Annotated in this window: 15 protein-coding genes; 5 read left to right on the top strand and 10 right to left on the bottom strand. The window is 42.8% G+C overall.

Annotated elements, in window-relative coordinates; all coding sequences use genetic code 11:
- Positions 1–72: 72 nt before the first annotated feature.
- Positions 73–1,464, top strand: a complete 1,392-nt coding sequence (locus tag NK987_RS03635) for an MATE family efflux transporter (RefSeq protein WP_259262750.1) — start codon at positions 73–75, stop codon at positions 1,462–1,464.
- A gap of 119 nt (positions 1,465–1,583) precedes the next feature.
- A complete protein-coding gene (locus NK987_RS03630; protein WP_259262749.1) occupies positions 1,584–1,814 on the top strand; it encodes a hypothetical protein in 231 nt (76 codons plus the stop codon).
- A gap of 282 nt (positions 1,815–2,096) precedes the next feature.
- Here the strand turns inward: NK987_RS03630 and NK987_RS03625 are convergent, their stop codons facing one another.
- From NK987_RS03625 to NK987_RS03585, 9 genes are read right to left on the bottom strand one after another with little or no spacing between them, the layout of a single operon-like run.
- Positions 2,097–2,864 carry an ABC transporter permease subunit gene (locus NK987_RS03625; protein ID WP_259262748.1) on the bottom strand — a complete coding sequence of 256 codons (768 nt, stop codon included), beginning with the start codon at positions 2,862–2,864 and terminating at the stop codon, positions 2,097–2,099.
- Positions 2,857–3,600, bottom strand: a complete 744-nt coding sequence (locus tag NK987_RS03620; protein WP_259262747.1) for an ABC transporter ATP-binding protein — start codon at positions 3,598–3,600, stop codon at positions 2,857–2,859. The genes NK987_RS03625 and NK987_RS03620 overlap by 8 nt, the downstream gene beginning before the upstream one ends.
- Positions 3,575–4,822, bottom strand: coding sequence for a nitrous oxide reductase family maturation protein NosD (locus NK987_RS03615; protein ID WP_259262746.1), 1,248 nt, complete (start codon positions 4,820–4,822; stop codon positions 3,575–3,577). Before NK987_RS03615 ends, NK987_RS03620 begins: the two co-directional genes overlap by 26 nt.
- 29 nt (positions 4,823–4,851) lie before the next feature.
- Positions 4,852–5,286: a nitrous oxide reductase accessory protein NosL gene (locus tag NK987_RS03610; RefSeq protein ID WP_258421718.1), complete on the bottom strand. Its 435-nt coding sequence runs from the start codon at positions 5,284–5,286 to the stop codon at positions 4,852–4,854.
- A 21-nt stretch (positions 5,287–5,307) separates the two neighbouring features.
- On the bottom strand, positions 5,308–5,895 hold the full coding sequence (locus tag NK987_RS03605; protein ID WP_259262745.1) for a hypothetical protein: 588 nt from the start codon (positions 5,893–5,895) through the stop codon (positions 5,308–5,310).
- A 57-nt stretch (positions 5,896–5,952) separates the two neighbouring features.
- A complete protein-coding gene (gene nosZ / locus NK987_RS03600; RefSeq protein WP_259262744.1) occupies positions 5,953–7,917 on the bottom strand; it encodes a Sec-dependent nitrous-oxide reductase in 1,965 nt (654 codons plus the stop codon).
- A 21-nt stretch (positions 7,918–7,938) separates the two neighbouring features.
- Positions 7,939–9,756 carry a c-type cytochrome gene (locus NK987_RS03595; protein ID WP_259262743.1) on the bottom strand — a complete coding sequence of 606 codons (1,818 nt, stop codon included), beginning with the start codon at positions 9,754–9,756 and terminating at the stop codon, positions 7,939–7,941.
- Positions 9,757–9,760: 4 nt separating this feature from the next.
- Positions 9,761–10,480 carry an iron-sulfur cluster repair di-iron protein gene (gene ric, locus NK987_RS03590; protein ID WP_259262742.1) on the bottom strand — a complete coding sequence of 240 codons (720 nt, stop codon included), beginning with the start codon at positions 10,478–10,480 and terminating at the stop codon, positions 9,761–9,763.
- A 49-nt stretch (positions 10,481–10,529) separates the two neighbouring features.
- Complete coding sequence (locus NK987_RS03585) at positions 10,530–10,961, bottom strand: RrF2 family transcriptional regulator (protein WP_259262741.1); 432 nt, start codon at positions 10,959–10,961, stop codon at positions 10,530–10,532.
- A gap of 301 nt (positions 10,962–11,262) precedes the next feature.
- Here NK987_RS03585 and NK987_RS03580 point away from each other — a divergent pair, with 301 nt between their 5' ends.
- From NK987_RS03580 to NK987_RS03570, 3 genes are all read left to right on the top strand, one after another.
- Positions 11,263–11,481 (top strand): FeoA family protein, encoded by a 219-nt coding sequence (locus NK987_RS03580; RefSeq protein WP_258421724.1) that lies wholly within the window; start codon positions 11,263–11,265, stop codon positions 11,479–11,481.
- Positions 11,482–11,486: 5 nt separating this feature from the next.
- The gene (gene feoB / locus NK987_RS03575; protein WP_259262740.1) at positions 11,487–13,607 is read left to right on the top strand and encodes a ferrous iron transport protein B; all 2,121 of its coding nucleotides are present in this window, start codon (positions 11,487–11,489) and stop codon (positions 13,605–13,607) included.
- A gap of 279 nt (positions 13,608–13,886) precedes the next feature.
- The gene (locus NK987_RS03570; RefSeq protein ID WP_259262739.1) at positions 13,887–14,204 is read left to right on the top strand and encodes a hypothetical protein; all 318 of its coding nucleotides are present in this window, start codon (positions 13,887–13,889) and stop codon (positions 14,202–14,204) included.
- 71 nt (positions 14,205–14,275) lie between these two features.
- Here the strand turns inward: NK987_RS03570 and moaCB are convergent, their stop codons facing one another.
- Positions 14,276–15,190 (bottom strand): bifunctional molybdenum cofactor biosynthesis protein MoaC/MoaB, encoded by a 915-nt coding sequence (moaCB, locus tag NK987_RS03565; protein WP_259262738.1) that lies wholly within the window; start codon positions 15,188–15,190, stop codon positions 14,276–14,278.
- Positions 15,191–15,353: the final 163 nt, after the last annotated feature.

Raw genomic sequence — 15,353 nt, 5'->3', positions numbered from 1 at the left:
TTGTTTTGGCCCAGCCCTTTTAGGGATTGCTGCCTATAATTTTCACCTCCCTACGGGATAGCTATTTCATATATGACCATCAAGAACTTTATCCATCATTTCCGTCAGGCTGTAAAGGGCCTTGAAGAAGATTTTACCAATATCAGTATCAAAAAAGCGATTTTCTACCTTTCCATTCCGATGATTTTGGAGATGGTGATGGAATCCTTGTTCGCAGTAGTGGATATCTTTTTTGTAGGAAAACTGGGCGTGCATGCAGTGGCCACTGTTGGGCTTACGGAATCTTTCCTCACCATTATTTATTCCATTGCAATAGGACTCAGCATGGCTGCCACTGCGATAGTAGCCCGGAGGATTGGAGAGAAAAAGGCTAAAGAAGCCTCCGCAGCTGCTTTTCAGGCCATTTTGGTTTGTTCCCTTTTTGCGGTAGCAGTGGCAGTTCTTGGGGTAGTGTATGCCAAGCAAATGCTTGCCTTGATGGGGGGAGAACCGGAAGTGATTGAGCAGGGCTACCGGTATACCCAGATAATTTTTGGAGGTAATGTCTGTGTGATGTTGCTTTTTCTGATCAATGGAATCTTCAGAGGAGCCGGTAATGCTGCAGTAGCCATGCGGACGTTATGGATTGCCAATGCTATAAATATGGTTTTGGATCCCATTTTGATTTTTGGGTTGGGACCGATTCCGGCTATGGGATTGGAAGGGGCGGCCTGGGCGACTACTACAGGCAGGGGAATCGGTGTGATTTACCAGTTTTATATCTTGTTCAATGGTAAATCCATCATCAAGTTCTATTGGGACAGCCTCAAGATGAATTGGAAAACCGTCCTAACGATCATCAAAGTAGCTTCCGGTGGAATGGGTCAATTTCTAATCGAATCAGCATCTTGGATTTTCCTGATGCGGATTATTTCTGAATCCGGTTCTGTTGCTTTGGCAGGCTACACGATTGCGGTGAGATTGATTATCTTTGCACTTTTGCCTGCCTTTGGACTTTCAAATGCCGCTGCGACCTTGGTAGGACAAAACCTCGGTGCCCTTCAACCAGGTCGGGCTGAAAAATCTGCTTGGTTGGCGGCCCATCTTACAGCCATATTTCTTGGGTTTTGTGCCATTATTTTCATCGCCGGAGCAGGGTTTTTTATCGGGATTTTTAATCAGGAAGAAGGAGTTATCGCTGTTGGGACAATGGGTCTGACCATCATTTGCTTGGGGTATGTTTTCTTTGGCTATGGGATGGTGATGAGTCAGTCGCTCAACGGTGCCGGAGATACCAAGACGCCTACGATCATCAACTTGGCCATACTTTGGGGCTTTCAGATTCCCTTTGCCTACCTGCTTGCCAAGACTTTCGGATTCGGAGCAACCGGGGTTTTTATCGCCATTGCTGTCAGCCATTCATTGCATGCTGTCGTGAGTACTTGGGTATTTAATAGAGGAAAGTGGAAGTTGGTGCAGGTTTAGGTTCGGTTCAATAACCTCAAACAAAATGTGGCGTGATAAATCCGAGAATCTCTAAGTCTCAAAATGTCGTTTATTCTACAAAGTAATTTTGTAAATTGGAGTTTCTAAATGAAGCGGAAATGGAAAAGATAATGATTGAGGTGGATAAAGTTTCGGAGAAGGCATATAACCAAATGAGTCCTGAAGCTAAAAAGCAGTTTAATTTTGCTATAAACCTTCTCTTGAAGAAAGCCGTAAATAAAAGCAACTATCAAGAATACCTTGCATTTTTAGATGAAATTGCGAGCGTGGTAGAAAAGAATGGTTTGACAGAAGCTAAACTTCAAGAGCTCTTAGAGGACAATGGTTGATATTTTTGTTTTTGATTCTAATTTATTGAGATAAGTTTCGATAACTCTTTCCTATTTCAATCCATTGCTAATATTTTAAGGCTTCTTTCTCGTGTCACTTTTTGTCTTGAAACAAAAAGTAACCAAAAAGTTCAAGCGCAATAATCCTCCCCCACACTAGGCTACCGCCGTCCCGGAATTGCGCTTCCTCCCCGCGGATGTTCCAGTTGAGGGTTATTTTAAAGTAGGAGATTGAAGAAAAGTACGCTTACCAATTAAAATCCTACGAAGGAGAAATTTCACTTAAAAATCTTTTTTCTTAAATACCCTCATGGCTGCGGAAACAGGCAAAATCATCCAAACAAACATCACTGCGGATGACAGTAGGATTCCCTTTGCTGAACCAAAGAAATCCTGAAAGAAGGCTCCGGTATATCCCATTAAAGCGGAGATGTCCAATTGCATTAACATGATGATTCTTCCCAAATCCACTGGATTCAAAAATACCAAAGCCAAGGTCGGTTTTTCCAATGGGTAATCCGCCAAGCTATAAATCAGGTACAAAACAAATCCATCATAAACCAAAGAGAAATAGATCCAAAACGACAGGCTGATGCCAATGGCTTTGGCTTTGTCTCTCGTCAGAACGGAAGCTAAAAATGCCAATCCGGCAAAAACTATACTCAGACCGATGCCGATTCCCAGCAAGATCAACACCGAAGCATCCGCTCCCCACAGGATCATGGGAACTCCAAAACCTATTACAATGGCCAAGCTCAAGACAAACATGACCGCAAGGATCTGACTCAGAAAAACATCCCTTCTTTTGACAGGTTGGGCGAGCATAAGCTCGGTAAACTCCAGGTTATTGAAAAAATGGGTCGTGGCAAAGATGGCCGAAATCAGAGGAACGATCATCAGCATGATGTTGAGCAGACTGAGGGAAACCTTGCTCATGTCTTCCGAAACCTGGTAAATGGAGATCGCTACCAATACCATAAACAGGGTATAAAGTAAGGCAAACCTAGACTTTACAATATCATACAGGGCATATTTCAATAACTTAAACATGGCTCAATTCAGTTTTAATTTGCTTTTTTTTTAAACTCCATTCCATCAACCTCGCGATGGCGGTGGTGAACTTGGATTCTCCTGTGATATCCTTGAGGCTTTCAGTCGTGTCATTGAAGAATACCTTCCCTTCATGAATATAGATGGCATGGTTGGTCAGTTCATCCAATTCACTCAGGATATGGGAAGTGATCAGGATGAGTTTTCCTTTTTCCCTTTCTTGGATGATTTTGTTTTTCAGGATTTCTACAGCGATAGGATCTAGTCCGGCAGTAGGTTCATCGAGAATCAGAATATCCGGACGAAACATAAAAGCCAGGGAAGCACTCACTTTTTGGCGTGTTCCCCCGCTAAGGGTTCGCATGGGTTTGTCCAAAATGTCCATCAAGCCAAACTCAGAGGCCAATTCCATATCATATTTTTTGATATCCGGCCGCATGTCCTGCATCATCGAGAACAGCTGGCCGATTTTGATATTGTCGGGATACCTTCCGATCTGTGGCATATACCCGATATCGGATCGGTAGGCAAAGCTACCTTTGATGGAATTGCCTTTGACGAGGATGTCTCCCGCATTTGGGATGACCATGCCAAGGATGATTTTGATCAGTGTGGTTTTTCCCGAACCATTAGGACCCATCAGTGCATAGCTTTTTCCCGATTCAAATTCCAGGTTAAAGTCCTTCAGGACTTCAAGCTTGCCAAATTTTTTATGTATTTGCTGTACGGAAATCATAAGGTCTCATTTTTGGGGAGTTGTCGATCATGTTTTCGGGAGTGATGGAAGGGAGCACTTTTTCCATCCTGTCAAGGAGCGTCACCAGAAAACTTCTCCATAGAATCACTGCAGAAGGGATTTTTTCTACGATGACGCTGAATAAACTAATGGGACGGTAGGGGATATCACCTATTCTGTTTTTGTCCAGGTCATAGCCTTCGTATTTATCCCAATAATTATTTTGTAAAGTATTCAAGACTACACTGCCGTTGGTGCTGATGTCAAAGGTGTTGGCTATAAAATTATTCTCTTCGAAAGTGTTTTGGTCACAGCTTGCCATGAGTTTGATGGCCCAGCCATTTTGTGAAAAAGCATTGTTTTTGAATGTGCTCCGGCTGCATCCTTCCATGTAAATCCCGATGGTGTTGTTCCTGAAAATGTTGCCGACTACTTCGCTGTCGGTAATGTCTTTGAGCAAAATCCCATAAGAACTTGCCCCTTCGCCTTGTTCAAAGATGTTTTCCTTCATGAGGACATTTCGGGTGTACATGACAGCCACGCCTGCGCCGTTTTTTCGGAAAGTATTTCGGATATAACTGTTGTCATGGGAAAACATAAAGTGCAGCCCGTACCGTTTGTTTGCCTCGATCATGTTGCTGGTACTGACTGTATTGGTCACAAACTCCAGGTATATGCCATCCCGGTGTCCGCTTACTGTGTTTCCCTCAATGAATGAATCACGACATTTCCAGAGGTGGATGCCGTTGCCGGTTTGGTATTCCCGCTCGGCATGGGAGGAAAGCCTGTTGTTTTTTATGGTTAGGTTGGAGGAATTGGAAAAGTGTAAGCCGAAGAATGTTTCTTCCAGGATGTTGTCTTCCACAGTGCAGTTTTTGGAATCAAAAAACTTGATTCCTGCAGAATCGTCCATATTTGACATTCCGGTATTGATGATTTTAAGACCCCGGATATGCACATTTTCTGATGCTATCAAAAAAACGTTTCCTTTTGCTCTTCCATCAATAATTGGATAGGACTCGCCAATCAGTGTCAGGGGCTTTCGGATGGTAATTTCATTTTCAGCGAAAGTTCCTTTTTCGATGATCAAGGTATCACCTTCAGCTGCGAGAGTGACAGCAGATTGAATGGATTGACCGTTTTTGACCCTGATGGTTGAAGCTTCCAAGGAAACTGTCATCAGGATAAAAAGGGTCAGGAAAAGGAGTTTTACAGTTTTCATTTTTTTGGATTTAAAGTCCGAGTAATTTTTCACTTGAATTGTGTGACCAATTCGCCCCAAGCCAAATACACTCCTCCATGTTCGGATTTGTATGACTCTAAAGTCTTATAATCGGAAAAGGCGATGATGTTGCTTGCCATTGGTGTTTTGAATTTGTCAGACTTCAGGTAAAAAGCAACTGTAGCATCAGTCAGGCTTTCGGGTTTGGTATAGTCAGCGACGAGGATATGTTTGATGTCTTCCTGATTGACTTCATCGGATTCTAAAAATGACATCAGGCAATTGACATCGTCGAAGATGAAGATTTTCCCTTTTTGAGTCACAACTTCAGCCCCATGGACAGGATCCATAAGCTTCATTTTGCAGTGGTGACAATTGTCTTTTCCATAACTGATGGGTCTCGGTTCTGCATTGCAAGACCAGATCAACATAGAGATCAAGAGTATTTTGAGTGCATTTTTCATGATCGGTGTGGTTTATTTTTTTTAGAATGTATGAGTTTTCTTTTTTTTCCTCCATTCGGTAAATACCGCAATTGTCAAAAGCAAGGCAGAAACTCCAAGAATCCATCCTCCCGTATCAGGACCTGAATAAGCTAGGAAGTTGAGGAGTTCTTTGTATCCGAGCAGCGGAGGTTGGTAAGCCATTCCTGGAACTTTGATCGCAGCTGTTTGGTCAAGGTTGTGGCCATAATCATATCCCCATAGGTACATGTCGATCAAAACCCCGATTCCAAGCAGGATGATCATCACAAAGAAGGAATAAAGAGCCCATCTTTTGGCTATGGCAGCCGTCAGCATCCCAAATCCGATAATGAATCCAAAGACATAGATCAGGTAGGTAAATTCGGGAAACATCTCCTCTCCGATATGCTGCATGCCGATGTAGTGGTTGACTCCATTGATGATTTCGACATCTCCGCTGAGGCGGTCTATCCATATTTTCATATTCAATCCTTCGGGGTATTGCGGAGCCCAAAGGCTGATCTGCCACAAAGGAGTAAAGTACGCGGAAACCATCAGGGCAGCTGCGATGAGTGTCAAAATCCGGTTTGTTGGGCTGATATTGTTCATCTTTTTGGATTTTAATCACCGCCGGTTTTGATCCCGGCGGTGAGGATAATGAAGCAATTATTCTGCAATTCCTGTAGAAAACTTGAGAGGCGTATTGCTACCTGCGGGTGATACCCTGAGGTAGCCTTGCATTTCTTGGTGCAATGCCGAGCAGAAGTCAGTACAATAGAATGGGAACACTCCTGTTCTGTCTGGGACCCATTTCAATGTGGCTGTTTCACCGGGCATGACGAGCAGTTCAGCGGTGTTTGCACCTTTGATGGCAAGTCCGTGCGGTACATCCCAATCCTGTTCGAGGTTGGTCATGTGGAAGTAAACCTCATCTCCAACTTTGATTCCTTCGATATTGTCAGGTCTGAAATTGGATCGGATACTTGTCAGGTAGATGTGGACTTTGTTACCATCTCTTTCGACCCTTGCATCATTGATGCCTTTGAGTACGTGTGGGTGATTGTTTTCTTCCAATTTATAAAATTTCACCTGCTTGTCTTTGATCAGAGAAGCAGGGAAGGCTTCTGCGTAATGGGGTTCACCGATGGTAGGGAAGTCAAGAAGCAACTGCATTTTATCACCTGAGATGTCATAAAGCTGTGCGGAGTGGGCCAATTCCGGTCCGGTTGGAAGGTATCTGTCTTTGGTGATTTTGTTGTAAGCGATCATGTATTTGCCATGAGGCTTGCCTGTCGGTCCACCGGGGATGCTCAAGTGTCCTACCGAATAGTAAGTAGGTACCCTGTCTACCACTTCCAATGTTTCGATGTTCCACTTCACGATTTCAGAAGAGACAAACATGGAAGTGTAAGCAAATCCTTTTCCGTCAAACTCGGTGTGCAAAGGTCCAAGACCTGGCTTTGCGACTTCACCGTGCAATACTGATTCATATTTCAAAACCGGCATGCCATCGATGTTTCCTTCAAAATCCTGCTTTTCTATCGCTGCCAGCATTTTGGTAAAGGAGAACACGGGGATGATTGCAGCCAATTTTCCACTTCCGATGATGTACTCACCCGTAGGGTCAGTGTCAGTGCCGTGCGGAGATTTTGGACATGGGATAAAGTAAACGATGTCCTTCAATTCTCTTGGGTCTAAGGAAAGCACCTCGGTCCTAATAGTAGAAGTAGCGGTGTGGGTACTTTCATCCCATTTATTGTGTGCATATTTCACAGGGACTTTTTTCCCTTTGCCTGCTGCAATGTATTCCTCGGCTTTTTTCCAGTTGACCGCCATGATGAAGTCCTTGTCTTTTTGCGAAGCATTCACTTCCAAAAGCGTATGAGCCATTTCGGTATTGTAGGTGGAGAAGAAAAACCAGCCATGTGATTTTTTCTTTCCTGCCCTTGCCAGGTCAAAGTTGAATGGAGGTGCTTCCAATTGGAAAGCAATGTCCATGTCCCCATGGTCTTTGTCAACGCTGATGAAAGAAATCGTACCCCGGAAATTGTCCTTATAAGTGTCTATCCCCACATCCCTGTCATTATCATTTCCTGTCGGAACAGAGAATCTGGTACCTGCTACCACATATTCGGTGTTTTCAGTAATGAAAGGGGAAGAGTGGTTACCGCCTGAATTGGGGATTTCGATGATCTCAACGGTTTTGAAACTTGTCAGGTCCACCCTTGCGATTCTGGGAGTATTGTTTGCATTTCCAAAAGCCCATCTGGCATCATGCTCTGCATTGGTCGTAGAGATGGCGATATGGTGCAAATCATCCCAAGGAACGAACCCATGGGAAGTGTTCAGCATCGGTTTTGTTTCTTCCGAAAAGCCCCATCCATTTTCCGGATGAACCGAAAAGACAGGAAGGATCTTCAATACCCTTCCCGAAGGAAGGCCCATTACGGACATCTGTCCATTGAAACCACCCGAAACGATGTTGTAAAATTCATCATGCTGTCCCGGTGCTACGTATACTTTGGAGGCAGCGTCTCCCGAAATGGCGGTTTGGGCACCTTTGGGTTTGCAACCATAGGCAAAAGCTACTGCAACAGCTACTCCTGCCATCAACCATAATCTTGTTTTCATTTTCTTTGGGGTTTGGATTGTTTATTGTGCAGCAGCATCCATGCTGCCGGTTTTTTCTAAATCATTTTTTCTCATGAATTCCAAAATGTGCCTGGCTTCTTCCTTAGAGATATTTTGGTTTGGCATTCGGGTAAGACATTCCTCCAACAAAGCCTGTGCGGTAGGATCTTCATCCAGCATCACATCGACATTGGTGATCATGTTCATGATCCATTCCGGTCGCCTTCTGTTGGTTACTCCTTGGAAACCCGGTCCTACAAGCCTCTTGTCGTTTAGCTGATGGCAGGCAGTACATTTGAGGTCCAATATGGCTTTGCCTTTTTCGGCCAAAGCCTCATCCACAGTTGCACCCAGTTCTACACTTTTGATTTCGCCTACACCTTTTGGATCGGCTTCTTTCACTTTTTCCTCTGCGCTGGGTGGGGTATAAGTACCCTGGTTTTCACCGCCACCGCCGCAACTTTCCATCAGGAGCAAAGCTGCTCCCATGGTCATGATCATCGTACTTTTCATAGTTTTTGTGTTTTTATGTAATTGGGTTTTGATAGTATTCTCAATTGTGATTTCGGTCTCGTTGAAAGCCGGTTTGCGCCACAATCCCACCCAAATCAGCAACAGACCAAATGGAAATAAGGAAGAGGCTATGAATAGAATCAGGGGGAAGTGGGGGATAAATCCAAGCTGCGCCCAAAGCAAGGTGCCTTGTCCAAGAAGTAAAATCTCCGAAGCCAGGAATGCCAAAGCCAGAAAGTGCCAACCCAAACCTGAAAACCTGTCTGTGGTAAGCCAGTTGTTTTTCAAAGCAAATGCTCCAATGCCAAAAGTGATAGAACCAAGCATTACCAAATGGACAAATCCGATGACATACATGCGGATGGTATAGGCGATAGTAGCCACATCAGGGATGATGAGCGCAGCCTGAATCAAAGCCTTAGCCACCAAACTCATCATTCCGATGTAAAGCATCCTGTCTATCCAGTTTTTGGGAAATTTGAGTCCCTGAAAGAGTTGGGTGAAAGCAGGATTCAGGATCCGGGAATAGGCGATGACTTGGAGGATTACACCTGCAGCATTGATGAAAAACAGGGCTTTAATAGGGGTGCTCCAAGAAACTGCCAAAGCATAAGTCAGGAATAGGGATATATGAAGGATCCATTCGCTTTTTTTGGAAACAGGAATGCTCCATCCGTTTTTTAGCAGGTAAGCAGCCAACAATCCCAAAAATCCATAGACAAACCAGCCATTGAGTTGGAAGTGCAGAAACCATTGCACACTCATGAAGTACAGGGGATGAAGCCTGCCCAACACAGCTCCCAAAGGTCCGATCGCCCAAAGTCCAAGGCTTGAAACAAGCATCCAAATGATGGAAAATCTTACCAATCGGGTAGGGGTAGTTTCTTTGTGCCGGGAAAGGTCCTGGAGGAAGAAGAAAGCAAAGAAATAGCTTGTAATCAGGTGCAGGGATGAAAATGTGATACTATAAAGGCCATAACCTTGGAAAGGAAAACTCAGCATCATGCCTAGCGTGCTCAGGACCGAAATACCAAGAATGACTTTATAAGTCAGCAGCCTTTTGGCATCTTTTACATAGGTGAAAACCAAAGACCCTGTGACCAGTAAATATCCCCAACCCAACAAAGCCAAGTGAGAATGGGTGTGAAGTACATGCTTGTACTCGAAGAAATTGACTTCACCGATATGGAAATACCTCATCAAAAGCCCAAAAAGCGATGCCATCAAAAAGAAGAAAACCGCCCAGAACATCCACGGCTTTGCCAATTGCCGCTCTATGGGAGAGGCAGTAGGTTTTTGGCTTATAAGTTCCGGTGCGGTTTTCATTTTATCAGGGATTCAATTTGTGAAAGAGTTCGGTAGCTTTGGGAAACAGGATGTTGTTTTCCAGATGGATGTGTTTATGTAAATCCTCTTCAAATTCCTGAAGCATGGCAAAGGCTACTTTGTAAGTCTGACAGCCGTCGGCAGGAGTCATATATCCACCTGTGAGTTCGGAAATAAGGCGGAACCTTTCACCTTCTGTATCATGCTCATCTTCCATCATGTGGATAGGATTCTCGATGGTTCCAAAATGAGGTTTTGAAAGGTTGAAGTGGCTGGATTGGGCTTCTTCCATGGCTTTGACATAGGGGAAAAGGATCAATTCTTCTTTCTTCATATGCGATGTCAAAGCATCGGCTGCCTTGAAAAATTCATCCTTTATTTCAATCAATTCCGGATGCTTTCCACCATGTACCAAGACAAGTTTTTGTAGATAAGTCTTCAGCGCAGGAATGCTGTTTTCGACATATCTGTGGTGGGTAGTGGTGATGTGGTTGATCAGGTCAGTCAATCCAAAATCTGTGAAATGAACTTCCTCCGGTGTTTTCACAGCGTTCTTAAGATCCTGCAGGATGTTACCCATAGATACATTATTGACTTCACATGCTTTTTCTAAAGTGATTCCGCCTTTGCAGCAAAAGTCAATTCCATACTCGCTAAAAACTTTTGCCGCACGGAAGTTTTCAGCTACGATTCCTCCAACTTTTCTTTTCGATAGATTTTCCATTTTTATAATATTTAAAGACACTTTTATCCTTTAATTCATTAAATTTTTTTCAATACTTCAAAAAGCTGATTCCGATATTCACCCTGTATGCCACATCTCTCAGGCTTGTTGTCATCAGCATGCCAGTCAGGTGTTCTCTGATAGCCTTGAACTTGTGGTGAACAGGGCAGGGATGGTCTTCTGAGCATTTTTCCAATCCCAATGCACAGCCTGTGAACAACATTTCCCCGTCTATTGCTTCTACAATTTCTGAAAGGAAGATCTTGCTTGGATCACCTTGAACATGGAATCCACCATTTGGTCCTTTGACTGAATGGAGCAAGTTATGCCTGACTAAGTCCTGTAAAATTTTTCCTGTAAATGCTTCCGGGGAGTTGATTGCTTTGGATATTTCCTTCAATCCTGCCCTTTCTTGTCCTTGTGGTAGTGTTGCCATATAGATCATGGCGTTGATGGCGTATTTACAGGCTTTCGAAAACATACATTCTTTAATACAGGACAAATATATCCTTTTTATATTAAAGACAAAAATATCCTTTATTAATTTTTTAAAAAATTGGAATAGTGTCCAGGTGGGAGCTGAGGGATTTAATTTCGGAAAGGGCCTGTTTGAGGTTTCATTACTTATGATTCTTCACGAAATTCTGGATTTGGAATCAATTATTATTTGGGGTGATAAATTTTTGGAACAAATACATAATTATTTAGATTGAATATAAATAAATTATGGGTTTCTTTGATAAAATCCATTAATTTTCGCCCTCTTAAAAAAGAGTAATAAAATGACCGCAGCAAACCTCACCTTACAGCAATCAGCCTTCATAGATAGTATCGGAGATACTGATATTTCCATTAATTTCTTGGAGTTGGGGATATTGCCCGGAAAAGAGATAAAATTGTTGAAGAAAGCTCCTTTTGGTGGACCCATGGCATTTTTGATTGAAGAAAACATCATTGCCCTTAGACAGCAGGAAGCCATTTTGATCAATTTAAAATCCTAAGCTGAATGGAAACTATCCTTGCCACCCAAACAAAAACCATCGCAATTATCGGTAATCCCAATGTGGGAAAATCCAGTATTTTCAATCAGCTGACAGGATTGAACCAAAAAATCGGAAACTATCCCGGAGTAACTGTGGACAAGACGGTTGGTTTTATCCGCATTGGAGATAAAGAGTTTAACCTGATTGACCTACCGGGTACTTACAGTCTCTACCCAAAGTCAGAAGATGAAGTCATTGCTCACAGGGTACTGAATGGTTTGGGTCAAGAAAAACCTGATTTTGCATTGGTTATCCTTGATGCCTGTAATTTGGAGCGGAGCTTGCTGCTTGGTACACAGGTGATGGATTTGGGTATTCCGATGGCTTTTGTGGTGAACATGAAAGACCTGGCCCACAAAAAAGGCATACACATCAAGACTTTTGAATTGTATAAATCCTTGGGTGTACCCTTGGTTTTGACAGATGCGAGAAACAATGAAGGGATGGATTCCATCCGTCAGGTGATGTCTGAAGAAAAATTTGAATCACCCAAACCGCTATTGGTTTCAGCGGATTATGCCAATCCGGAACTGCTCAATCAAGTAAAGCAAAGGTTTGGTTTTGAAAATTCCTATCAGGCATTTCAATTGTTGGTTTTCGGCGAATTTGACAAGACCCTTTCCATCGCAGACAAAGATTGGCTGAATGAAAAATCCAATGTTTTTGACTTTGATAGCAAAAAGCAGCAAGTCCGGGAAACAGAGGCGAGGTATGTGAAAATATCGGAAATATTAAAAAAGGCTGTTTCAAGGGACAAAGTCAAATCCAGCAATGTGACGATTTCTTTAGACAATGTTTTCCTGAGTCCTGTTTTTGGCTTTGTTATTTTTCTTGGAATCATGCTTTTGATATTTCAGGCGATTTTTGCTTGGGCGTCTTTTCCGATGGATTTGATTGATGTGGGATTTGCGGGACTGAGTGGATGGATTTATGAAAATCTTCCCGCGGGAGTTTTGACGGATTTGCTGGCAGAGGGGATTGTCCCCGGCATAGGTGGTGTTGTGATTTTTATTCCTCAGATTGCCATGCTCTTTGGATTTTTGGCCATTTTGGAAGATACGGGATACCTGTCTCGGGTTGTTTTTTTGATGGACAGGTTGATGCGTCCTTTTGGCCTTCATGGCAAAAGTGTCGTACCGTTGATCTCCGGTATGGCCTGTGCCATTCCCGGTATCATGGCGGCAAGGAATATCAGCAATTCCAAAGAAAGACTAATCACCATTTTGGTGACTCCTTGGATGAGTTGTTCAGCAAGGCTTCCTGTCTACATTATTTTGATTGGCTTGACTGTTCCTGATACCCTTTGGATGGGAGTCAGCCTTCAGGCAGTGGGATTATTGGCCATGTACCTTTTGGGTGTGGTTTTTACTTTATTGGGAGCTTTGGCCTTGAAGTTTATTTTAAAGACAAAAGAAAAGAGCTATCTGCTTACCGAATTGCCGATTTACAGGTTGCCGAGATGGAAGACAGTCCTGCTCACCATGTTTAATAAATCCAAGATTTTTGTGTTGGAAGCAGGTAAGGTAATTTTATCCATATCTATTGTTCTTTGGGTTTTGGCGAGCTATGGCCCTTCTGGAAAAATGGAAGCGCTTGAAAATGAAAAAACAGCAATCTTGGAAAATACTCCCGAAGCGGGATGGTCCACTGTTGAGGAGATCTATGCCTCCAAAAAACTCGAGACTTCCTTTATCGGAATTATGGGCAAAGCCATAGAACCTGCAATCAGACCCTTGGGATATGACTGGAAAATCGGGATTGCTTTGTTGACATCCTTTGCAGCAAGGGAAGTTTTCGTCGGAACGATTGCAACGATATACAGTATTGGAGGAGATGTCGAAAACGAGCTGACCATTCGTGAAAAACTTGCAAAAGAAGTCCATTCAGATACCGGAGAAAAGGTTTTTGATAAGGCAACTGGATTTTCACTAATGGTTTTCTATGCCTTTGCGATGCAATGCATGAGTACCTTGGCAGTCGTCTACCGGGAAACTAAAAGCTGGAAATGGCCTATCCTTCAGACTGTGGTCATGACCGGAATTGCGTATTTGGCAGCATTTATCACTTATCAGATTTTCTCTTAATTATGTGGCAGGAACTTGTTGTTTTCGGATTGTTTGCCTTTGTTTTGGGAACTTGGGTTTTCAGGACTTTTATACGAAAACCAAAAAAATCCCAATCCGGTCCAGGTTGCGATAAATGTGGGGTTTGATTTATCCTTTTATACTTTACTGAATTGTGGGTTTAAATGATTTTTTCATAAATATATTTTATATATAAGATTATAAATATAAATACTTACTAATGAATAGTTCTTCGCAATTTTGTAATGTCAAAAGAATCAGACCTTAAACGTTACAAAAATGAGCAGGAATAAGAACATTACTTTGATCAAAGGGGAATTTGAAACCGAAGAGGCAAAAGATATTTTGAGAAACCTGCTCGATTTTAAGATCAGATTTCATCAGATCAAAAGCTTCAATTCTGAATTGAAATACGGAGAAAAAGATGCTCGCTCCCAAGCTAGGATCCTTGAACTGAAAGAAAGCATGCAAAAAATGCTTGAAATCATGGAGGAAGCTGAAGAAAACGGATATAGCTTAAATATTGACGCTAAAATTGAAATTGAATTTCAGCAACAAAAAACAAAGGATTTAGAAAAAGTGGTAATTACCCAATAAAGTAAACATTCAGACCTTTTCGAATAAAAAAAACGGGGAAATTAATTCCCCGTTTTTTTTATTCAGATTTTTTATTCGTCATGTCTTGCCCCTTCCATGACTTTGAAAATATGAAGAACAGCAGGGAAAATGGCATCCATAGATTCTGCAGCTCCTTTTGTCGAACCGGGTAATGCCAACACTAAAGTATTACCAATCAAACCCGCCACACTTCTAGACAACATGGAATAGGGAGTCCGCTGTTGTCCATAGGCACGGATTGCCTCCTCGATGCCCGGAACTTCCTTTTCCAAAAGCGGCTTAATCGCTTCCGGAGTGACATCCCTTGGAGACAAACCTGTTCCCCCTGTGAAAATCACCAAGTCCATTCCTCCGGCACAATACAGCTTCAATTTTTCCTGAATGATGGCAGTTTCGTCAGGAATCACAATATAGTCTCCAATGATGACACCTTGTTTTTCCAACTTTTCGATAATGGCCTTTCCTGCCATGTCCTCTTTGGTTCCCTTTGATATAGAATCCGAACAGACCACCACGGCAGCATTGAGTCCTTGATTTTCCTTTTTGGCAAAATCCGTCTTGCCTCCTTTCTTTTCCAGCAATTTTATCTGATTGATGCTGATACCCTTGTCGATAGGCTTGAGCATGTCATACATCGTCAGTGCTACTACAGAAGCGGCATGCATGGCTTCGACTTCCACGCCTGTTTTGTAGATGGTGTGGATCTCCGCATGGATGTGTATATCCAATCCTTCGATTTTATAGCTGATGGAAGTAAACTCGATCGGGAGAGGATGACAATCCGGTATCATGTCCGAAGTCCGTTTGGCAGCAAAAAGTCCCGCAGTCTTTGCCATTTCGAATACATCACCTTTGGGTACCTTCCGCTGTACGATGGCATCGATGGTTTCCTGTGAACTCACTGAGACAATTGCCTGGGCAATGGCTTTGCGGAGAGAAGGGGATTTGTGGGTAATGTCGACCATTTTTTAGAGTATCAAGATTTTAGTATCAAGTAAACAGAAGCGAGAAACGAGAGCCGAGAAGCGAGATTCTGGAGTCACAGTTGGCAGTGGCAGTTGGCATTGGTTAAGTTTTAAGAAGCGGGAAGCGAGAGCCGAGAAGCTAGATTTTGGAGTAAAGTATGAA

It is taken from the genome of Aquiflexum gelatinilyticum, from assembly GCF_024813435.1.
Taxonomy (GTDB): domain Bacteria; phylum Bacteroidota; class Bacteroidia; order Cytophagales; family Cyclobacteriaceae; genus Cognataquiflexum; species Cognataquiflexum gelatinilyticum.
The sequence above is the reverse complement of the archived record's forward strand: the minus strand, read 5'-3'. Positions and strand labels throughout refer to the sequence as shown.